The sequence below is a fragment of the Flagellimonas sp. genome, assembly GCF_965233845.1.
Taxonomy (GTDB): domain Bacteria; phylum Bacteroidota; class Bacteroidia; order Flavobacteriales; family Flavobacteriaceae; genus Flagellimonas.
Window position 1 is genome coordinate 2,064,067 of the sequence record NZ_OZ247584.1, and the last position, 25,921, is coordinate 2,089,987.

The 25,921-nt window shown below is 42.8% G+C and carries 21 protein-coding genes; 15 read left to right on the forward strand and 6 right to left on the reverse strand.

The annotated features are described in order from the left end of the window. The first annotated feature begins 55 nt into the window (after positions 1 to 55). Positions 56 to 595, forward strand: coding sequence for a YybH family protein (locus tag ACO6S0_RS09040; RefSeq protein WP_422351663.1), 540 nt, complete (start codon positions 56 to 58; stop codon positions 593 to 595). On the opposite strand, the gene glmM is transcribed toward ACO6S0_RS09040, so the two are convergent. Further along, positions 592 to 1,983, reverse strand: coding sequence for a phosphoglucosamine mutase (gene glmM / locus ACO6S0_RS09045; RefSeq protein ID WP_422351664.1), 1,392 nt, complete (start codon positions 1,981 to 1,983; stop codon positions 592 to 594). The genes ACO6S0_RS09040 and glmM overlap by 4 nt on opposite strands. An 85-nt stretch (positions 1,984 to 2,068) precedes the next feature. On the opposite strand from glmM, the gene ACO6S0_RS09050 reads away from it, so the two are divergent. Genes ACO6S0_RS09050 through ACO6S0_RS09060 form a run of 3 tightly spaced genes read left to right on the forward strand, consistent with a single transcriptional unit; the run spans position 2,069 to position 5,253 of the window. Further along, positions 2,069 to 2,662 carry an ACP phosphodiesterase gene (locus ACO6S0_RS09050; protein WP_422351665.1) on the forward strand — a complete coding sequence of 198 codons (594 nt, stop codon included), beginning with the start codon at positions 2,069 to 2,071 and terminating at the stop codon, positions 2,660 to 2,662. Continuing rightward, positions 2,650 to 4,332 (forward strand): gamma-glutamyltransferase, encoded by a 1,683-nt coding sequence (gene ggt / locus ACO6S0_RS09055; protein ID WP_422351666.1) that lies wholly within the window; start codon positions 2,650 to 2,652, stop codon positions 4,330 to 4,332. The genes ACO6S0_RS09050 and ggt overlap by 13 nt, the downstream gene beginning before the upstream one ends. Before the next feature lie 6 nt (positions 4,333 to 4,338). After that, positions 4,339 to 5,253, forward strand: coding sequence for an ATP-grasp domain-containing protein (locus ACO6S0_RS09060; protein ID WP_422351667.1), 915 nt, complete (start codon positions 4,339 to 4,341; stop codon positions 5,251 to 5,253). Between the two features lie 4 nt (positions 5,254 to 5,257). On the opposite strand, the gene ACO6S0_RS09065 is transcribed toward ACO6S0_RS09060, so the two are convergent. Continuing rightward, the gene (locus tag ACO6S0_RS09065) at positions 5,258 to 6,115 is read right to left on the reverse strand and encodes a LysR family transcriptional regulator (protein ID WP_422351668.1); all 858 of its coding nucleotides are present in this window, start codon (positions 6,113 to 6,115) and stop codon (positions 5,258 to 5,260) included. 114 nt (positions 6,116 to 6,229) lie between these two features. On the opposite strand from ACO6S0_RS09065, the gene ACO6S0_RS09070 reads away from it, so the two are divergent. Further along, a complete protein-coding gene (locus tag ACO6S0_RS09070; RefSeq protein WP_422351669.1) occupies positions 6,230 to 7,138 on the forward strand; it encodes a DUF1338 domain-containing protein in 909 nt (302 codons plus the stop codon). On the opposite strand, the gene ACO6S0_RS09075 is transcribed toward ACO6S0_RS09070, so the two are convergent. Then, on the reverse strand, positions 7,135 to 7,899 hold the full coding sequence (locus ACO6S0_RS09075) for an XRE family transcriptional regulator (protein ID WP_422351670.1): 765 nt from the start codon (positions 7,897 to 7,899) through the stop codon (positions 7,135 to 7,137). The two genes, ACO6S0_RS09070 and ACO6S0_RS09075, sit on opposite strands and share 4 nt — an antisense overlap. Positions 7,900 to 8,003: 104 nt before the next feature. On the opposite strand from ACO6S0_RS09075, the gene ACO6S0_RS09080 reads away from it, so the two are divergent. Then, positions 8,004 to 8,603: a TIGR03915 family putative DNA repair protein gene (locus tag ACO6S0_RS09080; protein WP_422351671.1), complete on the forward strand. Its 600-nt coding sequence runs from the start codon at positions 8,004 to 8,006 to the stop codon at positions 8,601 to 8,603. A gap of 2 nt (positions 8,604 to 8,605) precedes the next feature. Beyond that, positions 8,606 to 9,418 carry a DNA alkylation repair protein gene (locus ACO6S0_RS09085; RefSeq protein ID WP_422351672.1) on the forward strand — a complete coding sequence of 271 codons (813 nt, stop codon included), beginning with the start codon at positions 8,606 to 8,608 and terminating at the stop codon, positions 9,416 to 9,418. Between the two features lie 5 nt (positions 9,419 to 9,423). On the opposite strand, the gene ACO6S0_RS09090 is transcribed toward ACO6S0_RS09085, so the two are convergent. After that, on the reverse strand, positions 9,424 to 9,948 hold the full coding sequence (locus tag ACO6S0_RS09090) for a hypothetical protein (RefSeq protein ID WP_422351673.1): 525 nt from the start codon (positions 9,946 to 9,948) through the stop codon (positions 9,424 to 9,426). A 105-nt stretch (positions 9,949 to 10,053) separates the two neighbouring features. Here ACO6S0_RS09090 and uvrA point away from each other — a divergent pair, with 105 nt between their 5' ends. The 4 genes from uvrA to ACO6S0_RS09110 all read left to right on the forward strand — a co-directional run bounded on the left by uvrA (position 10,054) and on the right by ACO6S0_RS09110 (position 19,032). Next, positions 10,054 to 12,915 (forward strand): excinuclease ABC subunit UvrA, encoded by a 2,862-nt coding sequence (uvrA, locus tag ACO6S0_RS09095; RefSeq protein ID WP_422351674.1) that lies wholly within the window; start codon positions 10,054 to 10,056, stop codon positions 12,913 to 12,915. Between the two features lie 15 nt (positions 12,916 to 12,930). Continuing rightward, complete coding sequence (locus ACO6S0_RS09100) at positions 12,931 to 13,617, forward strand: TIGR00730 family Rossman fold protein (RefSeq protein ID WP_422351675.1); 687 nt, start codon at positions 12,931 to 12,933, stop codon at positions 13,615 to 13,617. A gap of 70 nt (positions 13,618 to 13,687) precedes the next feature. Beyond that, positions 13,688 to 16,462 carry a metalloprotease gene (locus tag ACO6S0_RS09105; RefSeq protein ID WP_422351813.1) on the forward strand — a complete coding sequence of 925 codons (2,775 nt, stop codon included), beginning with the start codon at positions 13,688 to 13,690 and terminating at the stop codon, positions 16,460 to 16,462. 158 nt (positions 16,463 to 16,620) lie between these two features. Beyond that, the gene (locus ACO6S0_RS09110; RefSeq protein ID WP_422351676.1) at positions 16,621 to 19,032 is read left to right on the forward strand and encodes a thiamine pyrophosphate-dependent enzyme; all 2,412 of its coding nucleotides are present in this window, start codon (positions 16,621 to 16,623) and stop codon (positions 19,030 to 19,032) included. Between the two features lie 37 nt (positions 19,033 to 19,069). Here ACO6S0_RS09110 and ACO6S0_RS09115 read toward each other — a convergent pair whose 3' ends face one another. After that, positions 19,070 to 21,850, reverse strand: a complete 2,781-nt coding sequence (locus tag ACO6S0_RS09115) for a M16 family metallopeptidase (RefSeq protein WP_422351677.1) — start codon at positions 21,848 to 21,850, stop codon at positions 19,070 to 19,072. Between the two features lie 199 nt (positions 21,851 to 22,049). Here ACO6S0_RS09115 and ACO6S0_RS09120 point away from each other — a divergent pair, with 199 nt between their 5' ends. Then, positions 22,050 to 22,427 (forward strand): DoxX family protein, encoded by a 378-nt coding sequence (locus ACO6S0_RS09120; RefSeq protein ID WP_422351678.1) that lies wholly within the window; start codon positions 22,050 to 22,052, stop codon positions 22,425 to 22,427. Between the two features lie 2 nt (positions 22,428 to 22,429). Here the strand turns inward: ACO6S0_RS09120 and holA are convergent, their stop codons facing one another. Continuing rightward, positions 22,430 to 23,431, reverse strand: a complete 1,002-nt coding sequence (holA, locus tag ACO6S0_RS09125; protein WP_422351679.1) for a DNA polymerase III subunit delta — start codon at positions 23,429 to 23,431, stop codon at positions 22,430 to 22,432. 26 nt (positions 23,432 to 23,457) lie between these two features. Here holA and ACO6S0_RS09130 point away from each other — a divergent pair, with 26 nt between their 5' ends. The 3 genes from ACO6S0_RS09130 to ACO6S0_RS09140 all read left to right on the forward strand — a co-directional run bounded on the left by ACO6S0_RS09130 (position 23,458) and on the right by ACO6S0_RS09140 (position 25,886). Continuing rightward, positions 23,458 to 23,904: a type I restriction enzyme HsdR N-terminal domain-containing protein gene (locus ACO6S0_RS09130; protein WP_422351680.1), complete on the forward strand. Its 447-nt coding sequence runs from the start codon at positions 23,458 to 23,460 to the stop codon at positions 23,902 to 23,904. Between the two features lie 12 nt (positions 23,905 to 23,916). Beyond that, positions 23,917 to 24,918: a glycosyltransferase family 2 protein gene (locus tag ACO6S0_RS09135; RefSeq protein ID WP_422351681.1), complete on the forward strand. Its 1,002-nt coding sequence runs from the start codon at positions 23,917 to 23,919 to the stop codon at positions 24,916 to 24,918. 95 nt (positions 24,919 to 25,013) lie between these two features. Beyond that, on the forward strand, positions 25,014 to 25,886 hold the full coding sequence (locus tag ACO6S0_RS09140) for an OmpA/MotB family protein (RefSeq protein WP_422351682.1): 873 nt from the start codon (positions 25,014 to 25,016) through the stop codon (positions 25,884 to 25,886). The last annotated feature ends 35 nt before the right edge of the window (positions 25,887 to 25,921 follow it).

Below are 25,921 nucleotides of genomic sequence, written 5' to 3' on the forward strand. Positions count from 1 at the left end.
GTTTGGTCAATCCCTGTTTTGTTTCCTAAATTGAACCTAATTCAAAAACCAAAAAATGAAACAGTTAGTATCAACCTTGCTGCTGCTTTGTGTTACAATTTCCTTCGGACAAAAAGACAAAGCGGTTAATCCAGAAATTATTGATGCCATTAAAAAGGATGTTTGGGTTCCTTTTATGGAGTCTTACAATGAACTCAACCCCAACAAGTTAAAATCTATCCACTCCCCAGAAATTGTTCGGGTAACGATAGATGACAATCAGATTAAATCTGGGGAAAGTTACCTGGAGTATTTTGGAAAATTCCTGGACATCGTAAAGGAAAAAAAAGGCAAAGTGGCCATTGCCTTTGCCATCTTGTCCACAGCCATTGATGAAAGCGAGGAAATGGCTTATCAAACAGGCTACTACCGTTTTAGTTCGTTGGGAAAAGACGGTGAGGAAATGGTGGTTCGTGGATACGGGTATTTCAACGTTGGCCTGAAACTGGAAGATGATGGCTGGAGAATCTGGTTGGATTCCGACAAAAAAGCCGACATCTCGGATTCCGAATTCAGCAAGCAAAAAACCCTTTACGAAATGGATGGGCCATCCTAGGCCAGTCCCGCCACTTCCTTGATTTCACCTATGATCCTGTCTGCGAGCGCATCCGCTTGGGATTGGGATTTGGCTTCCGTATAGATTCGGATGATGGGTTCTGTATTCGATTTTCTGAGGTGCACCCAATTTTCCGCAAAGTCAATTTTAACCCCATCCACAGTGGAAACTTCTTCGTCCTTGTACTTGTCGTGCATAGCAGTTAGCAGGGCATCCACGTCAAGCTCTGGGGTCAATTGAATTTTCTTTTTGCTCATAAAATAGCTGGGATAACTTGCCCTTAGTTCCGCTACTGTACCTCCACGCTCGGACATCAGCATCAAGAACAAAGCCGTTCCCACTAGGGCATCCCTTCCATAATGACTTTCCGGATAAATGATTCCCCCGTTACCTTCGCCGCCAATGATGGCATTATTGGCCTTCATCTTGGTCACCACGTTGACCTCTCCAACGGCTGCAGCCTCATAAGAGCCACCGTGTTTTTCCGTAATATCCCGAAGCGCTCTTGTTGAAGATAGATTGGAAACCGTATTTCCTTTGGTTTTTCCCAGTACGTAATCCGCACAGGCAACCAAAGTGTACTCCTCACCAAACATTTCCCCATCATTACTTATGAAAGCCAAACGATCTACATCTGGGTCTACCACGATTCCAAAATCGGCATTCTCCTTGACGACCAGCTCACAAATGTCCCCTAAATGTTCCTTAAGCGGTTCTGGATTATGGGGAAAATGGCCTGTAGCGTCGCAATAGAGTTTGACAACTTCCACACCCAATGATTCCAGAAGTTTGGGAATGGCAATTCCACCTGTAGAATTTACCCCATCAACCACTACTTTAAATCCGCCTTTTTTGATTACGTCTTTATCTACCAAAGACAGGTTCAGAACTTCATCAATATGGATATCGATATAGGCATCGTTATGGGTAACCGTTCCCAAATCATCAACCGCTGCAAAATCAAAATCTTCAGCCTCGGCCAATTCCAAAATACGCGCGCCTTGTTCCGCATCCAAAAACTCTCCTTTCTCATTCAACAATTTCAATGCGTTCCATTGTTTGGGATTATGGCTTGCGGTTAGAATAATTCCTCCATCAGCCTTTTCTAAAGGGACAGCAATTTCGACTGTGGGTGTTGTAGACAAGCCTAAATCGGTCACATCAATTCCAAGACCTACCAGGGTAGAAACCACCAAATTCTGGATCATTTCCCCAGATAGTCGGGCATCCCTCCCAATCACCACGGTCAATTTATCTTTTCCAGAATATTGCTTCAACCAAGTTCCATAGGCCGCAGCAAATTTGACGGCATCAATCGGGGTTAGATTGTCGCCAGTTGATCCTCCAATGGTTCCCCTTATTCCTGAAATTGATTTAATCAGCGTCATAATTGTTAAAAAGTTTTTGCAAATATAAAAGGCTGGTTTAGATTCCGTGTTTCGAATTCGTAAATTTCACATTCAATACTTTTTAGTGAATTTTCTAGCCCATATTTATCTTTCCTTTGATGACCCTGAGATTACCTTGGGGAATTTCTTTGCGGATCATATACGGGGCAACAAATACAAACATTTTCCAGAGCGAATCCAAAAAGGGATTTTGCTTCACAGGGAAATAGATACGTATACGGATGCCCATCCCATTGCCAAGGAAAGTAGCAAAAGATTGCATAAGAATTACAGCCATTATAGTCGGGTCATAGTTGACATTTTTTATGACCATTTTTTAGCCAAAAATTGGGCCAATTACTCGGAAGTGCCACTGGAAGATTATGTAGAGCGATTTTATGACCTATTAGAAGACAATTATGCCATTCTTCCGTTGTCTACACAGCGAATGATGCCCTTCTTGATAGCTGATAATTGGCTGTTGAGTTATGCCGATTTGGAAGGCATTTCCAAAGTACTGGATGGTATGAATCGGAGAACAAAGAACAAATCCCGCATGAACTTTGCCATTCTGGACTTGGAAGTACACTATGAAGCTTTCGAAAATGAATTCACGCGTTTTTTTGAGGAATTGATTACCTTTTCCCGACATAAATTCAAATCCCTATGCGAAGACTAATTTTAGCGCTCCCACTCTTACTTTTTATCCATTGTAAACAACAGCCCGCAGCTCCCACTGGATTGGTCACCGAAAAAGCCATGGTAGTCTCTGCACGTGAAGATGCATCACGAATTGGTTCCGAAGTAATGCAAAAAGGTGGAAATGTCTTCGATGCCATGGTCGCCACAGAGTTGGCACTGGCTGTGGCTTATCCCTATGCGGGAAATCTTGGTGGTGGTGGATTTATGGTCTACCGCAAAAACAATGGTGAAATTGGCGGAATTGATTATCGGGAAAAAGCTCCCTTGTCGGCTCATAAAGACATGTATTTGGACTCTTTGGGCAATGTAATCCCAGACATGAGCACCTTGGGCGCAACGGCGGTGGGCGTACCTGGAACGGTGGCGGGAGTTTTCGCCGTTCATGAGAAATTCGGTTCTCTCCCCATGGAAGAATTAATAAAACCCGTAATTGCCTTGGCCAAAAGAGGGGTTGTTGTAACGGAAAAGCAAGCGAAACGCATTGGGAGATACCGGGAGAAATTTATGGAGGTCAATGGAGACAGCACCAAGTTTGCCCAAGAATTTCAGCCTGGGGACACCATCAAATATCCCGAGTTGGCCAAGACTTTGACCATCATTATGGAAAATGGAAAAGATGGGTTTTACAAAGGTGAAGTTGCTGAAAAGTTAGCTGGTTTTATCCAGGAAAAAGGAGGTTTTATTACCGTGGAAGACCTTGGAAAGTATGAAGCCAAATGGAGAGACCCTATTGTTTTTGACTACAAAGACCTCCGTATGATCTCTATGAGTCCACCTAGTAGTGGCGGGGTGACCATTAATCAGATTTTTAAGATGATAGAGCCGCATCAGATTGGAAAATATGGGCATAACTCGGTGGAGGCCATACAACTTTTCACGGAAGCAGCGCGTCGGGCCTATGCGGATAGAAACTACTTTTTAGGCGACCCTGATTTTGTGGATATTCCATTGAATGTGCTTCTAAACGACGAATATTTACAAGAACGCATGAGGGATTTCAGTTTTGAACAGGCTACCTTGTCAGCCGATGTGGGTCATGGAGCCGTTGAAATTGTGGAAAGTTCTGAAACCACCCATTATTCCATCATTGATGCCGAGGGCAATGCCATATCGGCCACAACTACGCTAAACGGTGGGTTCGGCTCCAAACTATATGCTGCCGAACTTGGCTTCTTCCTCAATAATGAAATGGACGATTTTAGTTCCAAACCCGGAGTGCCCAATATGTTTGGACTTATTGGTGCAGAAGCGAACAGTATTGCTCCCGAAAAAAGAATGCTGAGTAGCATGACCCCGACCATCGTGGAGAAAGACGGGAAATTGTTCATGGCTGTGGGGACTCCAGGTGGCTCCACCATAATTACAGCCGTTGCGCAAACCATTTTGAACGTGTATGAATTTAATCTAAGCATGCAGGAAGCGGTAAATGTACCAAGGTTTCATCATCAATGGCTGCCAGACCACATAACTTTTGAACCCAATGGTTTTCCCGAAGAATTGATCAATGAGCTCAAATCCAAAGGATATGTGATCAAAGAAGACAGAACACCAGTAATTGGAAAAGTAGATGCCATTCGGGTATTGCCTAACGGGAAATTGGAAGGTGGTGCCGATCCCCGAGGAGATGATACGGCTGTTGGATTCTAGTTTGGGATGATCTACGATATTGTTGTTCTTTCTGCACCCGCTTACCTTTCGGCCAACGAGGATTCAATTTTGCTTCAAAACGTGGTTCTGGAGGATCAATTGGTCGCGGATGCCCTGCGGAAGGAAGGTTTAAAGGTTGTTCGTAAATCCTGGGACCATCCAGATTTTGATTGGGCCACCACCAAATTTGCTTTGTTCCGGTCTACCTGGGATTATATACATCGGGTTAAAGAATTTGGGGAATGGTTGGAGAGCGCGTCAACAAAAACCCAGTTTATCAACTCCAAAAAACTTATCGATTGGAACTTGGATAAACACTACCTCCAAGATTTGAAAGTGGAAGGTGTGCATATTCCCAAAACAGTTTTTATCGAAAAGGGAACGGACACCAGCTTGGAGAATAGCTGGGAACTTGCAAAAAGATCTTATGGTTTCCAAGGTTCCACTTTAATACTGAAACCATGTATTTCCGGCGGAGCTAGACATACTTATAAAATTGAAACCAATGCCATTCACGAGTATGAAGAGGTATTTGGTTCCCTGATAAAAAATGAGGCCATGATGCTCCAGGAGTTTCAAAATAACATTGTGGAAAAGGGAGAAATTTCGCTGATGGTTTTCAATGGAGAATACACGCATGCGGTTTTAAAAGTGGCCAAATCTGGGGATTTTAGGGTTCAGGACGATTTTGGCGGAAGTGTTCATGAATACCATCCCAGCAAAGCGGAAATCCAGTTCGCACTAAAAACAGTTCACGCAGCACCGGAACTTCCGATGTATGCCAGGGTCGATATCTTCCAAGACAATCAGGACCAACTTGCTCTTGCCGAACTGGAGATTTTTGAACCCGAACTATGGTTTAGAAACAATCCTGATGCGGCGGCTGTATTGGCGAAACATATCAAAAACAAACTCTTTTAAGCTCCTAGTCAAAAAGGAGTTCCAAGAAATGCTTTAGCCCGTTTTTCGTGTTTTCTGGGTTCCAAATCGCAAAAAGCGATGTGTCAAAGGGAACATCTACCAACTCAATAAATCGAATCCGATAGTTTTTCTTGTCCATCAACGACTTGGGGACTATGGAAATTCCCATTCCACTTTCCACTAGTTTAAAAATGGTTGGGCCGTGGATGGAACGATGTGAAATACTGGGTGAAAAACCATAGTGCTGGCATAACTTAATAATTTGCTGATAGTACATTTGGCTCTGTTGATTGGGAAACAGGATAAAGTTTTCTTTGGAAAACTGGCTTATATCCTTGAAGGTCGCATGGGAAATCCTATGGTTCTCTGGCAAAACCACACAAAGATTTTCCGTATAAACCGCTTTGCAACTGAGACCAGGGGGAACCTCATTTGATCGTACAAATCCTATGTCCAATTGCTCCGCTTCCAGCGCCTGCAGTTGTAGTTGGTTATTCATCTCATCCAGGGAAAATTTTGTTTTGGGAAATTTTTCACTGAAATCCTTGATCAGTGGAGGTAAAAATTCCTGCATGGCCGACCCCACAAAACCAATTCTAATCATCCCCTCTATTTCCTCCAAGGCCAATCTCCAGGCTTCCAAGGATCCATGCATTTGATTGGTGACTTGTTGTGCGACTTGTTTAAACAATTGCCCAGCTTGATTTAGCTCTACCCGTCTGTTGGTTCGGTCAAAAAGAGGTTGGCCCAACAGATGTTCCAAGCGCTGGATTTGTTGGCTCAACGCGGATTGTGAAATAAACATACGTTCTGCCGCCTTCCCATAATGAAGGGTTTGGGAAAGAGCAAGGAAATACTCCAAATGACGAAACTCAATTTGATTAGTCAAACTAATTATTAATAGTTAAATAATAATTGTTAACGATTAAAAGTACAATTAATTTTGCTCCTAGTAAATCTATTAATATCGTTAAGTATGGTTGCTACAGAACAAACCCCTTTGGATTCAATAATGGAAGCGCTCTTTACCCCTTATAAAAAGCGTGTGGCGGATGTGGACAAAATAATCTCCGCCATGATTCACAACAAGCTTATTGCAAATGAAGAGGCCATTGTAAATGATCACATAGCTTTTCGCACCTTGGGCGTGCCCAACTTGGGTATTGCTTCCTTTGAAAAAATATTCCTGCACCATGGGTACAAACGGATGGAACCCTATCACTTTCCAGAGAAAAAACTAGACGCTTATTGGTACGCACCGCCAGAGGAAAGACTACCTCGAATATTCATTAGTGAGTTGCGGGTCCAGGATCTATCCGAACAAGCTCAAGGTATTATTGGAAAATATACAGGACAGGTAACCTCGGATCCAGTAGACCATTTGAATCTGAACGACCTTACTGCTGTTGGAGCGTTCTTCCACAAACCCTTGTGGTCATTACCAACCTTAGAAGACTATAAACTTCTTTTAGAGGAAAGCGAATATGCCGCCTGGGTCATTTACAACCGCTATTACCTTAACCATTACACCATCAGCGTACACGAACTTCCAGAAGCTTACAATAACTTGGAGAACTTCAATAATTTTTTGGAATCCATAGGTATTGTATTGAACTCTGCTGGGGGAAAACTTAAAGAAAGTAAAGATGGTCTATTGAGACAAAGCAGTTCTGTGGCCCAAATGGTGGATGCTGAATTCGCCAATGGGGAGAAAACCAAAATAGCCGGGAGCTACGTTGAATTTGCAGAACGCCTTCCCCTACCTGAGTATCAAAATTTGGCTAAAGAACAATTATCCCGTAACCACCGTAGGGAAGGATTTGAGGCTGCAAATGCGGATAAAATCTTTGAGAGCACCTATACGGAACAAACCCAGAAAAACTAGTTAGGCCGGGATTGGCCCACTTGTTTTTTTAATTCTTCCATGGACTGTTGCAGCTGGCGTAACAGTCCTGTTTCTGTGGTAGCATCCAGATTAAAGGTCAATTTGCTGCTTACCTCCCAGATTTCCTGAATCTGAAATGGTTTGATCTCATAAGGAGGATAGGTTTCATTTAAAGATACCAATGTGACATTGTTGGAATTGGGACGTCTCTCAATCTTCTTGACCAATACGGCATCCTGGAGCACAACCACATACATTTTGTTGGCACTCACATGGTCTATATGTTCGATGGCCCTGGCCAATACCCAGTCGTTGGGTCTTAAATTGGGCAACATACTGTCCCCTTCAACCTGAAATCCTCTATATGTTGCGTTCCTAAACTCGGGAATAGGCATGTCAAAAGCAGGTAATTGCCTGTACCAGCTTGTATCTGCTATATTCTGGGGGTAACCCGCTGCTGCTTTGGCGTTGACCAGCACCATATTCTCCTGTTCCTCACTATTGACTGTGACCACTTTTGGAATAACACTGGTTCTTGAGGTTTCCAAATGTCTGTCCTCACTTTCCCCAAACAACCACAGTGGATTGATATTGAACTGACGCAAAAGTTCCACTACCACTTTCCCCGACAACTTGGTGCGGCCCCGTTCTATGTCCGCAGTGGTATTGGATATACCCAACAGCTTGGCAAACTCCGCCTGGGTATACCCCAAGTCCCTTCTAATATCAATAAATCGTTTAAGCGTCAATTCGTTTTCCATACCTCAAATATATAGAATTTGGATTATTTCCAAAAAATTATTTGGATTATTTCCATATTTAGGAATTATTCCATAATTTTGGATAAATTACAAAACGTAGCAACATGGGATCAAGTAAAACAATTATCTACGACGGTACTTTTAATGGCTTTCTAACCTTAATATTTAAAGCTTTTGAATACAAATGGTCCATAACCAACATTCAAAAACAAGGCACGGGAGTCAGTGAGCTTTTTGCCAATACAACCTATGTCAAAACGGATGTTGCCCTGGCGAAAAAGGTCTGGTCAGGTGTCCATAATAGGAATCATACTGCTGTAAAAAGAATATACTATGCATTTCTAAGTGAACAATCCCATATTGAAATCTTACTGTACCAATATATTCAGTCCGTAATGGGAATAGCCCTATCGGAAATTGATATCAATGCTATTATTGATACCCTAAACATACAGTCCAACAAAGTTGCACGGGAAAAAGGCCGAATGGAAGCTTTTGTACAGTTCCAGCTTTCCCAAGAAACAGGTGCGGCCCATATTAAGCCCAAATACAACGTGTTGCCCTTACTATCCAAACACCTAAGGCAAATCTATCGGGGAAGGGACTGGCAGGTCTTTGACGACAAAAGGAAGTACGGTATCAGGTTCAGTACATTGGGCTTGGAATTAATTTCGAATACTACAGAAGTCCGGGCTGCAGTTTAATTTTGAAAACTATCTTTAAACTTTCCGAAGCGAACATGGCTTATAAACAACTTAAACTATGGTTCGACACCGATTTGGCGGAGTTATTGGCGGACAAGCTCCTTGCCAATGGTGTCATTTTTGATAAGACTTCCTTTGTCAATTCAGTAGCTGAAAAATTGGCCTACCTCGAACTAAAAGATCGTGTGGAGTTACTGGCGGATGCGCTTCACTCCCATTTGCCGTATAATTATCCTACCGCAGTTTCCCACTTGATTAATATCCTTGGCCCAAAAAATGAAAAAGAAACAGGGATGTTCAAGGAGTTTTATTGGGTGATGCCCATCGCCACATATGTAGAGAAGTATGGGTTGGACCATTTTGATACCTCCATGTCCGCGATTCGGGAAATTACGCAACGCAATACGGGAGAATACACCATAAGACCTTATTTGGAAAGATTCCCCGAGCAAACCCTCGATGTAATGCAGACATGGTCCAAGGACAACAATAAACATGTGCGTCGTTTGAGCAGCGAAGGTGTACGTCCCAGATTGCCCTGGGCCAGTAAATTAGATCTGTTTATTCAAGACCCAACTCCAATTTTCCCCATTTTGGACAACCTTAAGGATGATTCCAGTAAGTATGTACAGAAGTCCGTGGCCAACTGTGTCAATGATGTATTAAAGGACAATCCTGACGTTGGAAAAACTTGGATAGGGAATTGGGCTCCCATGGCCTCCAAACAACGTAAATGGATCATCAAACATGCGATGCGCAATCTGCTTAAAGCAGAAGATCCTTGGGCTATAGGAGTATTAGGCTCTTTATCCTGATGTGCTTATTTGCTTCGCTCACCCACAAATTGGTCGCTTTTGTTTTTAAAGAGAACGTTGAAAGTGGTCAAGCTTCCATAAATTCTGGTGATGTACTGTTGCAGGTCAACCTTTTCTTGATCATCCAGGTTTTTGCTACTGTTGATTTTTTGCTCCATAACCCGGATACGGTCACGCACCATCACAATCTTATGAAAGAAAGTATCAATCGGCATTTCCTTATTGGCCAAATCGTCTCCGGGTTCCAAAACCAATTTCCCACCACGCCATTTGTCGGCAATGGCAACTTTCTCAGTAGTATCGCTCCATTTTTTAAGGATGGATACCAGGGAACTTTCCACATCAAAAAAGCTAACGGTATCCACTTCATCCGAAACTCCTTCAATTACCTCAAATTCAGAATCAATAGCAATGGTTTCCAAGCCATTTTCCAAAAAAGTGACCCAATAGTGTTGGGAAGATACATTGGTCACCACCCCTTTACCGTACTCAGGATGGTTAATACGAGAGCCTATGCCCAGTAGTTTCATTTGTGTCAATTTAAAAGACCCAAAAATAAGCCATCCATTGTCAATAACGAAACAGGAACACGCTTCCTTTTTAAGTATCAAAACCTTATTTTAGCAAATTGTGCTATGATTAACTACGAAGAAAATATTGAAGTCAAGGGCGCCAGGGTCCACAATCTGAAAAATATTGACGTGACCATTCCTCGGGAGAAGTTGGTGGTCATCACAGGACTTTCCGGTAGTGGAAAGTCCTCCTTGGCATTCGATACCATTTACGCAGAAGGGCAACGCCGCTATATTGAGACTTTCTCTGCTTATGCGAGACAATTTCTTGGCGGGTTGGAACGTCCTGATGTGGATAAAATAGATGGCCTCTCCCCGGTAATTGCCATTGAACAAAAAACAACCTCCAAGTCACCACGTTCTACTGTGGGCACCATTACAGAGGTCTATGACTTTCTTCGCTTGCTCTTCGCAAGGGCCGGGGATGCATACAGTTATAACACAGGAGAGAAAATGGTGAGTTATAGCGATGAGCAGATAAAGGATTTGATCATAGATTCTTATCAGGACAAGAAAATCAATGTGCTGGCACCCGTGGTAAAGTCCAGGAAGGGACATTACCGAGAACTTTTTGAGCAGATCGCCAAACAGGGTTTTGTGAAAGTGAGGGTTGATGGCGAAATCTTGGATATCGTAAAAGGCATGAAGGTGGATCGCTATAAGACGCACGATATTGAGATTGTCATTGACCGACTCAAAGTATCGGAATCCGAGGATTTCCATAAGCGATTGGGGGAAACCATCAATACCGCCATGTACAGCGGTAACAATGTGCTTATGGTTTTGGAAGAAGGTGAGTCCGTTCCTAGGTATTTTAGCCGGGATCTGATGTGTCCTTCAACAGGGATTTCCTACCCTACTCCCGAACCCAATACCTTTTCCTTCAATTCCCCAAAAGGGATGTGTCCAGAATGCAACGGTTTAGGGCATGTGTTTGAGGTAAACGAACGGAAGATATTTCCCAATAATAAATTATCCATCCAAGCTGGAGGGATTGCCCCTTTGGGCGAATACAAAAAGTCCTGGGCCTTCAAACAACTGGAGACCATTGCCCAGCGCTATAAGTTTGATTTGACCGATCCGCTTGAAAAGATTCCTTCCGAGGCAATGGGCATCATTTTAAATGGTGGCAATGACAGTTTTGAAGTGGACTCCAAAACACTGGGAGTAAAAAGGCAATATAAAATTGACTATGAGGGTATTGCCAATTTCATCAAAACCCAATTTGATGAGGCCAACTCCACCTCCATCCGCAGATGGGCCAAGGAATATATGGACAAGGTGGGCTGCCCAAGTTGCCATGGTGCCAGACTGAGGAAAGAGTCCTTGTATTTTAAGATAGGAGAAAAGAACATTGCTGAACTGGCTCAATTGGATATTGCGGAGTTAGCGGACTTCTTCAAACAATTGGAAAGTAACCTAGAAGGTAACCAGAAAAAGATTGCAGAAGAAATAATCAAGGAAATCAAGACCCGTGTTCAATTCTTATTGGACGTTGGGCTTGACTACTTATCCTTGAATCGCAGTTCCAAATCGCTGTCTGGAGGGGAAGCACAACGCATCAGATTGGCAACACAGATAGGATCTCAACTGGTTGGGGTACTGTATATATTGGACGAACCCAGTATTGGCTTGCACCAGCGGGACAATGAGCGGCTAATTAATTCTTTGGAATCCCTTCGGGATATAGGTAATTCTGTTATAGTGGTAGAGCATGACCGGGACATGATAGAACATGCTGACCATGTTATTGATATTGGGCCAAAAGCCGGAAGACATGGTGGGGAAATTATTTCCGAAGGCAAACCGGAGGAACTAAAACAACATCAAACCCTAACTGCGGAATACATTACCGGGGAAAAGGAAATTCCCGTTCCAACCCACAGAAGAAAAGGGACTGGGAAGAAAATTGTTCTTACGGGCTGTACAGGAAACAACCTTAAAAATGTAACGGCTCAGTTTCCTTTGGGTAAGCTTATAGGAGTAACCGGGGTTTCTGGAAGTGGAAAGTCCACCTTGATCAATGAAACCCTTTACCCTATTATGAACGCCCATTACTTCAATGGGGTGAAAAAACCCATGCCGTACAAAAAGATTACAGGCTTGGAGCATGTGGACAAGGTCATAGACATCAATCAATCGCCTATTGGAAGAACGCCAAGGTCCAATCCAGCGACCTATACCGGTACTTTTAGTGAAATAAGGAGCTTGTTCGCCAAAACCACAGAAGCAACAATCCGCGGGTACAAACCAGGCCGTTTCAGTTTTAATGTGGCCGGGGGACGATGCGAAACCTGTCAGGGAGGTGGTCTCAAGGTTATTGAGATGAACTTTTTGCCAGATGTGTACGTGGAATGCGAGACCTGTAATGGAAAGCGGTTCAATAGGGAAACCCTAGAAATCAGGTACAAAGGCAAATCCATTGCAGATGTCTTGGAAATGACCATCAACGAAGCGGTGGACTTTTTCGAAAACATTCCCAAAATCCATAGGAAGCTTAAAACCATTCAGGATGTTGGACTGGGCTACATTTCCTTGGGCCAGCAGTCCACTACCCTATCCGGAGGAGAAGCCCAACGGGTGAAACTGGCAACCGAGCTTTCCAAAAGAGATACAGGAAACACCTTTTATATTTTGGATGAGCCCACAACTGGACTACATTTTGAAGATATAAGGGTCTTGATGGAAGTTTTGAACAAACTGGTGGACAAAGGAAATACCATTTTGGTCATAGAACATAATATGGACGTCATAAAAATGATGGATTATATTATTGATATAGGATATGAGGGCGGTCGTGGCGGCGGAATGATTGTTGCCCAAGGCACACCGGAAGAGGTGGCCAAGGACAATAAAAGCCACACAGCCCGGTTTTTAAAGAAGGAGCTTGAGCAATCCAAACGGAAAATTGCACCTGCCGTTTAATACATAATTATTGAAATGCGAAAAGAACAGCACCATAAAGGATGGAATGAAATAAAGACCAATGACTCTTGGGCCATATTCAAGATCATGGGCGAATTTGTCAACGGTTTTGAAAAAATGAGTGAAATTGGCCCGTGTGTTTCCATTTTTGGATCGGCGCGGGTAAAACCCGGTCAGCCTTACTATGAGTTGGCCGTGGAAGTATCCAAAAAAATAGCGGAAGCTGGGTATGGAATCATCACCGGCGGTGGGCCAGGGATTATGGAAGCAGGAAACAAAGGAGCCAACCTTGCGGGAGGAACTTCCGTGGGCCTTAATATTGACCTTCCTTTTGAACAGCACGATAATCCATATATTGACAATGATAAAAACCTGGACTTCGACTACTTTTTTGTTCGGAAGGTTATGTTTGTCAAATACTCCCAGGGATTTGTGGTCATGCCCGGTGGGTTTGGCACCTTGGATGAATTGTTTGAGGCTATAACACTGATCCAAACCAGCAAGATTCATAAGTTCCCTATTATTTTGGTGGGCTCCAAATTCTGGAGTGGCCTTATGGATTGGATCAAGGAAACCATGCTGAATGCGGGCAACATTAGTCCCACGGACCTGGATTTGATTAAAATTGTGGATACTGCCGAAGATGTTGTTGATATTATTGATGCGTTCTATAAAGGGCGCAACCTCAGTCCCAATTTTTAATCTCTTGCCTTTGGCGATCAAAAAAAGCATAACATATTTTTCTTTGCTCTTCTTTCTTGTTGGGTTCAAGATGCTGGGGCAACACACCAATGAGATAACAGCTGCCTTAAAAGACGAAACCAAGCAGGTTGAAATCAAACAAAAGTTCACCTATGTCAACACGTCCAAGGACGGATTGACCGCTCTTTACTTCAACGACTGGAACCACGCCTATTCCAACAAAAAAACAGCCCTTGCCAAACGTTTTGCAGAGGAGTTTAAGCGCAGCTTGCATTTGGCCAAGGACAAAGAACGCGGACACACCAATGTGGTTAGTATAGTTGACCATAACTATGCTGGTTTAAGTTGGAACAGAATGGGCAATAGCGATGTGATTAGAGTCCAACTGGAAGAGGTTCTGGCCCCTGGGGCATCCGTACAGTTATTTTTCACCTATACAATCAAATTACCCAATGCCAAGTTTACCGCCTATGGTTTTGGCCCTAATGGTGAGTATCATCTGAAGGATTGGTACCTTACTCCAGCCGTGTACAACAATGGTTGGAAATTGTACGACAACATAGATTTGGATGACAACTACACAGATCCAGCCAATACCTCCATCAACTTCACTTATCCTGACAAACTATTTTTGTCCACCAATTTTATAGACATTGGGAAATCCAATTTTCCAGGCGGACAATTCATACAACTTCAAGGGGATAACAGAAAAAACTGCGAAATCATCTTAGAAAGAACCTCTAGGTTTACTAAACACGTAACCGGAATGATTACGGTTACCACGGACTTGGAATCCAACCGATATGATAAAATCTCACAGGGCATTTCCATCAACAAGATTGCGGTTTTCTTGAATGAGAACTTGGGAAAGTATCCTCACCCCAATCTTTTGGTAAGTGAAATTGCATACAACAAAAATCCCTTGTACGGCATCAACCAGTTGCCTTCATTTATCAGGCCATACGAAGAGCAGTTTCAGTTTGAGATGAAGTTTCTTAAAACCGCAATCCATAGCTTTTTAAGCGAAACTATTTATTTGGACCCACGAGCAGAACGCTGGGTTCTGGATGCCATTGGCAACTATTTGATGATCAAATATGTGGAGGAACACTATCCAGACCAGAAATTAGCTGGCAAATTATCCAAAATCTGGGGGTTCCGGGGATTTCATTTGGCGCAGATGGACTTCAATGAGCAATATGCGCTCTTAAGTATGCTCTCTGCCCGTAAAAATATTGACCAAGCCTTGGATACACCCAATGATTCCTTAATCAAATTCAATCAAAAAATCGCAAATGGTTATAAGGCTGGATTGGGGATGTCCTATTTGGCTGAGTACTTAGGGGGTCAGAAGGTAGATAGCAGCATCACCTCTTTTTATAGAACTCATATGCTGAATCCATCGGTAAAAGCTATGGACTTCCAAAGGGAAATAGAACAGCACGCCGAGAAGGATGTGGATTGGTTTTTTAAAGAATACGTTTCTACACGAAAGAAAATCGATTACAAAATCAAAAAGGTTGAAAAATCAGAAGATTCACTGACTTTTACAATTAAAAACAAACGCGGAACCAAGGTTCCCATCTCCCTTTTTGGACTCAATAAGGATTCTGTGGTGTCCCAATATTGGTTTAAGGACATAGACACCTCCAGAACTTTTACCATTCCAAGAAATGGTGAAGACCGCCTGGTACTCAACTACGATAAAAAGATTCCGGAATTCAACCAGCGCGATAACTGGAAAACGCTCAATGGTTTTTTTGCCAGCAATAAGCGGTTAAAATTTCAATTTTTTAAGGACACGGAAGATCCTTATTACCACCAAATATTTTATGTGCCCATTGCCAATTTCAACGTGTACGATGGAATAACCCCAGGGCTACGTATTTACAACAAAACCTTTTTGGAGCGGCCGTTTCAATATGATATTTCTCCCACTTATTCATTTTTGGAAAAGACGGTAGTGGGCAAAGCTAGTTTTCGTTACCGGAAATATCATGGAAAAAGTGGCCTTTTTGTTTCCAATTATGTTTTTGCTGGATCTACTTCGCATTTCCAGGTCAACTCCCGTTATACCACACTAACTCCAGCCGTTTCATTTGGATGGAGGCCGGATAATCTGATTTCAAATAGAAGGCAGAGCCTGTTGCTTCGTTACCGCAGTGTTTTTAGAAACATTGATGAGAGCATTGCAGACCAACTGGACACCGATCCGGATTACGGGGTGCTCAATCTGAGATTTATTGATGTGGACAATGATATACTGAACTATACATCGTGGTTTTTGGATGCACAACATTCCAGTGACTTTACAAAACTGGCCTTTGAACTGGAATACCGCAAACTCTTTGAAAGCAACCGACAGTTTAACTTTCGCTTGTACGCTGGTAAATTTTTGCGCAATAATACCGATTCAGACTTTTTTAGCTTTGCCTTGGACAGACCCACGGATTACATGTTCGACCTAAATTATTTGGGACGTTCAGAAAGCTCTGGACTCTATAGCCAACAGGTCATCATTGCAGAGGGTGGTTTTAAATCCAAATTGGAAAACCCCTTTGCCAACGATTGGATTGTTACCACCAACGCCAGCACCAACATTTGGAGGTGGATTGAGGCCTACGGGGATTTGGGGTATATCCGTAGCAAAGGGGGAAACGCCCGTTTTGTTTACGACTCTGGGGTTCGCTTAAATTTGGTGACCGACTATTTTGAACTCTACTTTCCTGTATATAGCAACCGAGGTTGGGAAATTGCCGAAAGGGATTATGGAGAGCGCATTCGCTTTGTGGTCACCATCAGTCCAAAAACGTTGATAGGCCTCTTTACCAGAAAATGGTTCTAAATTGTTACATTCATAAAAAATAGGCTGTTAATCACCATTTAATTGAATATTTTTCCTTGAAAATGCATTTTTACTAACATATTATCACTTTATTAACAGGTTTCACTGTTGCCATTCTCCTTCTATTTTAGTATTTTTGCGCAAATTCCAATGTGCCAATGAAACCCCATTCCAAGACAAGCAACGATATTTCCTTTGATGATTTCCAGTCCCAAATCCTTAAGGATTACGAGGTTGCGGTCACCAGTAGGGAGTGTAGCCTATTGGGAAGACGTGAAGTGCTTTCCGGTAAAGCAAAATTTGGAATATTTGGTGACGGAAAGGAACTACCGCAGTTGGCCATGGCCAGAGCGTTTCAGGATGGGGATTTTAGAAGCGGCTATTACCGGGACCAAACCTTTATGATGGCCTTGGGCTATCTCAACCCAAAGGAGTTTTTTCATGGGCTTTATGCCACCACCGATATGGAAAAAGAGCCCATGAGTGCCGGAAGACAAATGGGAGGGCATTTTGTGACCCATAGTTTAAATGCGGACGGTACCTGGAAAGATCTGACCAAACAGAAAAACAGCAGCGCGGACATCTCCTGTACAGCGGGTCAGATGCCACGTTTGTTGGGACTTGCACAGGCCTCCAAATTATATCGGAACCTGGAGGAAATTGATCAAACCAACTTTTCCAATAACGGAAATGAGGTGGCCTGGGGAACCATAGGAAATGCCAGTACCAGCGAAGGTCATTTCTTTGAAACGGTCAATGCTGCCGGAGTTATGCAGGTTCCCATGGTCATTTGTATTTGGGATGATGATTACGGTATCTCAGTACCTGCCGAGTTCCATACAACAAAGGGAGATATTTCCGAAGCTTTGTCCGGTTTACAACGGGATAAAGACACCCCTGGCTACGAAATCCTAAAGGTCAAAGGTTGGGATTATACGGCCTTGATCCATGCCTTTGAAAACGCATCGGACATTGCACGGGAAGACCATGTTCCCGTGATGATTCATGTGACAGAACTTACACAGCCACAGGGACATTCCACTTCTGGTTCCCATGAACGTTATAAATCCAGTGAGCGTCTGGAATGGGAACGGGAAAACGATTGCAATAAGCGATTTAGGGAGTGGATTCTGGAAAATGGCATTAAGACAGAAGAAGAGCTAAAAATCCTGGAACGGGAAATCAAGCTAAAAGTTCGTGCGGCCAAAAAAGAGGCTTGGGCTGAATTTCTTCAACCGCATATACAAGCCAAAAAGCAATTGATCCAACTATTGGAAAGCGCAGCTTCCCAGAGTCCCAATCGAAGTTTCATCAATAAGGTGAAAAATGATTTGATTGCCATTGAAGAGCCCATCAAAAAAGATTTGGCCTCCAAAGCCAGAAAAGCTTTGCGATATCTCATCGGGGAAACAAATCCAGAAAGGGCCGCCCTACAACAATGGATTACAAACTTTTTGAACGAAGTTCAACCCAAATACAGCTCGCATCTCTATAACGAACTGGATAGCAAGGCAACCGAAGTTAAAGCATTGGAGCCTTCCTATGATAACAATCCGGAAGAAGTGGATGGACGTATCATTCTTAGGGATAATTTTGATGCGCTTTTCGCCAAATACCCCCAAGCTTTGGTCTTTGGAGAGGATACTGGGAATATTGGGGATGTAAATCAAGGATTAGAGGGGCTTCAAAAAAAATATGGTCCACTTCGGGTTGCAGACACGGGAATACGTGAAACCACCATCATAGGACAAGGCATTGGTCTTTCCCTAAGAGGACTTCGTCCAATAGCAGAAATACAATACTTGGATTACATTCTATACGGAATCCAAACTTTAAGTGACGATCTTGCCAGCCTGATGTACCGCACCGTTGGGAAGCAAAAGGCTCCATTAATCGTTAGAACTCGCGGACATAGATTGGAAGGTATTTGGCATTCCGGGTCTCCCATGGGTGGATTGATACATTTACTACGGGGTATGTATATTCTCGTTCCCAGAAACATGACCCAAGCCGCAGGATTTTATAACACGCTTCTAAAAAGCGACGAACCAGCTATCGTCATTGAGAGTCTAAACGGCTACCGCTTAAAAGAAAAGAAACCTTCCAATTTGGGCGAGTTTTGCACACCTATAGGAAAGGTGGAAACATTAAAAGAAGGTAAGGACATTACCCTTTTGTCCTATGGTTCTACATTGAGAATCGTTCAAAAAGTAGCTTCCGAGCTTTTGGAAGTGGGTATTGATGCCGAAGTTATTGATGCGCAATCCTTGCTCCCCTTTGATTTGGACCATGATGTGGTTAAAAGTCTTCAAAAAACAAATAGGCTGCTGATCATTGACGAAGATGTGCCAGGTGGATGTTCTGCTTATTTACTGCAAGAAATCTTGGAAAACCAAGAGGGATACAAACATTTGGACAGTGCTCCCCAAACCCTTACGGCCAAGGAACACCGACCCGCTTACGCCTCGGATGGGGATTATTTTTCCAAACCCAATGCCGAAGATATTTTTGAGAAGGTCTACTCCATTATGCACGAGACGGATCCTGTATCCTATCCGCAATTGAGATAATAAAAAAGCCCCCCGATAAATCGGGGGGCTTTTTTATTTAGTTTTTCAACTCCTCGTCCGGTTGTTGTACCGCTGGCACCAATGGATTTCCGTCTGCATCAATCTCAATGATATTGTCAAAACCAAGTTCATCCAATTTACTGGCAATCTTGGCACGATCACCCACCATAAACCAATTGACGGCCTCAGGTTTTACCACTTGGGTACTTACCTTCCGCACATCCTCCAGTGATAGATTCCGTACATTTTGATCATAGGTTTCATAGTAATCATCCGGCAAATTGTACCTAAGAAGATTTCTAATGGAGGTATTCACCGCACTATTGGTTTCCCATTGCCCAGGTAAACTCAACACTTGGTTCGTTTTTACCTTATCGAGTTCTTGCTGGGTAGCGGGTCGTGTGGAAACAAATTCGGAGATCTCCTTTCTCAATTCGGTAACAGATTCCGAAGTTTTATCCGTTTGAACCGGGGCGTAAACAATAAAAGGTCTTTCTTCTTTGGACCCAAGTACAAATCCCCCGGCACCATAAGACCAATGTTTGTCTTCCCTAAGATTCATGTTGATTCTTGAAGTAAAATCCCCTCCGAGAATACTTACCATTTGTTCCAAAGCAATTTCTGAAACACCTCCATATTTCTCCGTTAAATGTCCCGCAATTATCACCGACTGTTGGGATTCCGGCCTGTTCATCAGATACAGAGTGTTCTTGGAATTCACCTGTGGCTCATTGAAGACTACTGTGGGAACATCTCCCTTTTTCCATTTGCCAAAGGATTTTTCCAACTTGGACTTAAGGTCCGACATTTCAATGTCTCCTGTAACAATGAGCGTAGCATTGTTGGGTTTCATCCACGTCTCATAGAATTTCACCACATCTTCACGGGTAAGCTTTTCCACAGTTTCTTCATATCCCGTTCCGGTGTATGGATTGCTGTAGGGATGCCCTTCGCCATACATATACTTGTTCATAACCCGAAGGGCCATGGAAATAGGTTGGGCCTTTTCATTTTTGATATTGTTGATTTGCTCGTTTTTCAGGCGCTCAAACTCTGCTTCTGGAAAGACCGGGTTCAACACTACATCAGAAAACAAATCCATACTGGCATCAAAACTTTGCTTCAAGGTGGTCATGAACACGTTGGACTGATCTTGATTTGAAAAGGTATTGAGACTAACACCCAGCAGTTCGGATTTCTCGCTGATTTGCAACGAGCTTAAGTCCTTAGTCCCTTCATCCATCAGGTTCATGGCTAGTTGAGCCGTACCTGGGCTGGATAGGTAGTCTGTTTTATAACCAGCATCGAACACCATATTGACCACAACTGTGGGAACTCCTGTACGTTTTGCCAGAACAACATTTAATCCATTGGATAGTTGTGCTTTTTCCAAACTTGGGAACTTGGAACTCTTTTCAGGACCAAGGGCCGGTAAACTGGAGCGGTCCACAGTTGATTTCTCCACACTGTACTCCGGAAATGGATTGCAAACCAAAACGTGTTTCCCTTTGCCCAACCATTTCTTGGCAGTTTTTTGGATATCAGCCACCGTAGCATCCTCAACAAATTTCAGCATGGTCTTAAAGTAGGCCGCATCTCCAAAGTAAGTTTGGTTGGAGGCCAGTATATCTGAGACTCCTCCAAAGCCACCAATCCTTTCCAAACCTTTAATAAAGTTGGAAAAATAGGCTGCCTTTACCCTATTCAATTCGGCTGCTGTAGGGCCTTCATCCAAAAACTTTTGAATTTCTTCCTCCAATTGGATCTTTAGCTGATCAGCATCCTGACCTGGTTTTACATTCAACCAGGTAATAAACCTACTGGAAATCTCACCAGAAGCTTGAAAGGAAACGGCCTGACTGACCGTTTGGTCTTCATACACAAACCTTTTGAACAAGCGCGAGTTTTTACCGCTGGTCAAAATGGCGGAAATCAAATCAAAGTGAAGATCTTCTTTGTCTCCAAATTGAGGTGTATGCCAAGCAAAAAGCACCCGGGTTTCGGGAACCCTGTCCTCGTACACCTGATAGGTGTCCAAATTCTTTTCAGGAATTCGCACTTCCTGCCGTTCAATGGTTGGTCCGGCAGGAATGTCACCAAAATATTTTAAAACACGCTGATGGACATCCTCAGGATCTATATCCCCAGCCACAGCCACCACGGCATTCGCTGCTCCATAATATGATTTAAACCACTCGTGAACATCGTCAAGAGAGGCAGCGTTCAAATCTTCCATCTCCCCAATGACCGTCCAAGAGTATGGATGACCCTTGGGATACATGGATTTGGTCAAGTAGTTCCATTGTTTTCCGTAGGGTTGGTTCTCGCCCTGTCTTTTTTCGTTCTGAACGACCCCACGTTGCTCATCCAATTTTGCCTGGTCAATGGCACCCAATAAATGACCCATCCGATCCGATTCCAGAAAAAGCACCTGATCTAAAGCTGATACGGGAACATTTTGGAAATAGTTGGTCCTATCGGTATTGGTGGTTCCGTTTAAGTCTGTTCCCCCAATACTTTCCAAGGCTTGAAAATAGTCTTTGTTGTAGTTTTCACTCCCATTGAACATTAAATGTTCAAACAGGTGCGCGAATCCACTCTTACCCGGTTTTTCGTTTTTGGAACCTACGTGATACCACACGTTCACAGCAACAATGGGTGCTTTGTGATCTTCATGTACCAAAAGGGTAAGCCCGTTGGGAAGTTGGTATTTCTTATGCGGAATTTCAATTTGATCCGCTTTGAATTGAAAGTTTTGGCCCAGTTGCGATTGTACACAAAACAGGACCATAACCAAGAAAGTCAATAGTCTCTTCATGACATGAAATTTTCGTTAAGTGATTGATGTTAATACTGTTTAACAAGGTACTAAATTTTCGTCATCCTACGCATCTATCTCTCGAAAAGGCCAATTCTAAAGTCTGGTTCCTTCATCAGTGCTATATATAAATTTTGAGGCCTATTTTTCTTTTGTTGAAACATAATTTATACTTTCACGAAAACTAAATCCCCCACCAATGAAAAATAATCTTTTGATCCATTTAGGATTGGCCATTCTAAGGATCGTTCCTTCTGCCTTTATGCTTACCCACGGCTATCCGAAATTCCAAAAGTTGATCAGCGGAAATATGGAGTTTGCCAACCCCATTGGAATAGGACAAGGCCCCTCTTTGTTCCTGGCAGTATTGGGTGAATTTATCTGTCCCATTTTAATGATCATTGGCTTAAAAACACGTTGGGCAGCAATTCCAACTACTTTGGTGATGCTTGTAGCGGCATTCCGTGTACATGCTGCTGACCCTTTTGGCACCAAGGAAAAGGCACTTCTTTTTGCGGTGATTTTTATTGTGGTGTTCTTGCTTGGTCCCGGTAAGTATAGCGTGGACAAAAAATAAGATCAAACTATTGCGGTCAGCATTTCCTTAAGCAAATCTGCTTGGGCCAAATTGCTGGCACCTACTCCTTTCCCTTTTAAATCCAATTGGCGAAGATTGGAAATAATGGCACTTACCCGTTTCATTGGGTAGTTTTTGGCCGCCACTGCAAATTCATTTACAAAATAAGGATTAACTCCCAGCACTTTGGCCACATTTCCAGGAGAATGGTCATTGAGCCCGTGGTACTTTAAAAGCTGGGTGAAAAATGTATTCAATAAGGTTATAGTGACCACAAAAGGATTATCCTTCGGATTTTGGGCAAAGTAATCCACAATGCGCGCAGCCTTTTTGACATCGCGCTCGCCGAGTGCCTTCTTCAATTCAAAATTGTTGAAGTCTTTGCTAATTCCTATATGCTGCTCTACAAGCTCTGGTGTAATCTCAACATTGGAAGGTACAATGAGCGTAAGTTTATCCAGTTCGTTGCTGATTTTGCTTAAATCAGTTCCCAGAAATTCCACCAACATAATGGCCGCCTTAGGTGAGATTTTATACTTCTTGCCTGATAAAGTTCGCCTAATCCATTCAGCTACCTGATTTTCGTACAGTTTTTTGCTCTCAAACAGTTCCCCTGTTTTTTGAACGGCTTTGTACAGTTTTTTCCGCTTGTCCAGTTTCTTGTATTTGTAGCAAATCACCAAAATGGTGGTTGGTTGGGGATTTTGGGCATAGGCCACAAAATTCTCTATGGTTCTGGAGAGGTGTTGCGCTTCCTTTAGGATGACCACCTGATGGTCCGCCATCATAGGAAACCGTTTGGCATTGCCAATGACTTCATCCACCGTGGTATCCCTACCGTACAGAACCATCTGGTTGAAACCCTTTTCGTCCTCCGTCAATACGTTATCAGCGATATACTGGGAAATTCTGTCTATATAATAAGGTTCCTCCCCCATTAAAAAATAAATGGGTTTGGGATTCCCTTGTTTTATGTCAGAAACTATTTCCTTTACCCTATCCATTCAGAAAAAATCGTCAAATTTGTCCTATGCAGCCATTGGACTTTCCTTCATATCCGTTCCGACTCAAAAGTAGCGAAAAAGGGCTCCAAATCTTCGACATCATACGGAAAAAATTTGTGTTGTTGCAGCCCGAGGAATGGGTACGCCAGCACGTGGTTCATTTCTTGGTAGAAACAAAGAAATATCCAAAAAGTTTAATCAACGTAGAGAAGCAACTGGTAGTTAACCAGTTAAAAAAGCGATACGACGTGGTGGTATTCCAACCCAATGGTTCCATTTATTTACTTGTGGAATGCAAAGCTCCGGAAGTTACCATTGACCAGACCACTTTTGATCAAATAGCCCGGTACAATTTGCAATTGCAGTCCAAGTATTTAATGGTGACCAACGGACAGAACCATTATTATTGCAAAATGGATCTTGAAAGTGAAAAATATAAGTTTTTGAAGGAAATTCCTGATTTTAGCCGTTAATTTGCTGCCGTTTTGAAAGTTGCAGTCGTCATACTGAATTGGAATGGGAAAACTTTACTTGAAAAGTTTCTCCCCGCTGTTATGGCCCATTCAGAAAACGCCAGTATCCATGTAGTGGACAACGCAAGCGAGGACGATTCCGTACAATTTCTCGGAAAAAATTATCCAAGTGTACAAGTCATTGTAAATGACACCAACGGCGGATTTGCCAAGGGGTATAACGATGGGCTGCAACATGTGGATGCCGATATCTTCTGTTTATTGAATTCCGATGTGGAGGTTACCGCCAATTGGTTGGAGCCTGTAATAGAGGTATTCAAAACCAGGCCCGAAGCTGCCATTGTTCAACCCAAAATTCTGGATCTAAAACGTCCTGGATATTTTGAGTATGCCGGTGCCGCGGGAGGGTTTATCGACCGTTTGGGCTACCCTTTTTGCAGGGGAAGAATCTTTCAGGCCCTGGAAAAGGACTTGGGGCAGTACAACGATATCAAGGAAGTTTTTTGGGCCACCGGGGCGTGCATGTTTATTAAAAGTGAGGTTTTCAGAAATCTTGGTGGGTTTGACGAGGATTATTTTGCGCATCAAGAAGAAATAGACCTTTGCTGGAGGGCCAAGAATCAAGGTCATCATGTGCTTTATGTGGGCCACAGCCATGTTTTCCATCTTGGGGGTTCCACGCTAAAGAATATGGATCCCAAAAAGACCTATCTTAATTTCAGGAACTCCCTCTACTCCATTACCAAGAACTTGCCGCGTAAAGTTGCCTTTAGAATTATCTTCTTGAGGCTACTCTTGGATGGAATCGCCGGAATGCGATTTGTCCTGCAATTAAAATTTGGCCATTGCCTGGCCATATTGCGTGCCCATCTCAGTTTTTATAGTAACTTTAGGAAACTTTACAAAAAGAGGGAAAAAGCAAAATTTTTATTAAAATACTATTCCGCAACATCCATTGTTTGGTCTCATTTCGTACATCAAGTGAAGCGATTTAACATTTTAGTAAAAGATTAACGATGCCGAAAGACGCCAACTTTGCAATTTCTCTAATTTTGGCGGATAGTTTAAGCAGTGAAATATCTAACAATTCTTAATTTATACCCAGTACTATGAAAAAAGTTTTCCTAGGAACCCTGTCCATGGCAATTTTGTTGTCATCTTGTGTATCACAAAAAAAATATGCCGATCTTGAGGCCAAACAAAAAGAGACCCAAGATCTATTGAATTCCGCAACCGTTAAATTGAACGATTGCCTTGAGGAAAAAGCGACCGCTTCTTCCAGATTACAAACCCTTGAAGATCAAAACGCCTTCCTTAAGGCAAACAACCAAGAATTGATCAACAACATGGGGAATTTGACTACCCTTACCACCAAAGGAGCTGAGAACCTTGAAAAATCTTTGGAAAGCCTAAGGGAAAAAGATTTGACCATTAGAAGATTGCAGGATGCCGTTACCCGTCGTGATTCCGTGAACCTAGCCTTGGTTCAGAGTCTAAAAGGAGTTTTGGGCAATCTTGATGACGAAGACATTGAGGTAAGTGTTGAAAAAGGAGTGGTATTCGTTTCCATTTCGGACAAGCTTTTGTTTAGAAGCGGTAGCTACAACATCACCAATGCAGCCAAGCAAGTTTTAGGGAAAGTAGCCAAAGTGGTGAACAACAAACCTGATTTTGAATTCTTGGTGGAAGGACATACAGACAATGTACCTTACTCCAGTGGAGTTTTGGTTGACAACTGGGATTTGAGCGCCAAGCGTGCCACTTCCATTGTAAGAACCTTGCAGAACGATTTCAATGTTGATCCAAAGCGTATGACTGCAGCAGGTAGAAGTTACTATGTACCATTGGCATCCAACGATAGTGCTGCTGAAAGAGCTAAAAACAGAAGAACACGTATTGTTGTATTACCAAAAATCGATCAATTCTACAGCATGATCGAAGAAGGTATGAAAGATCCAGCCATTGGCGGTTCCGGCAACTAATCGAGCACAATAAAAAACCAGGAAAGGCGACCCAA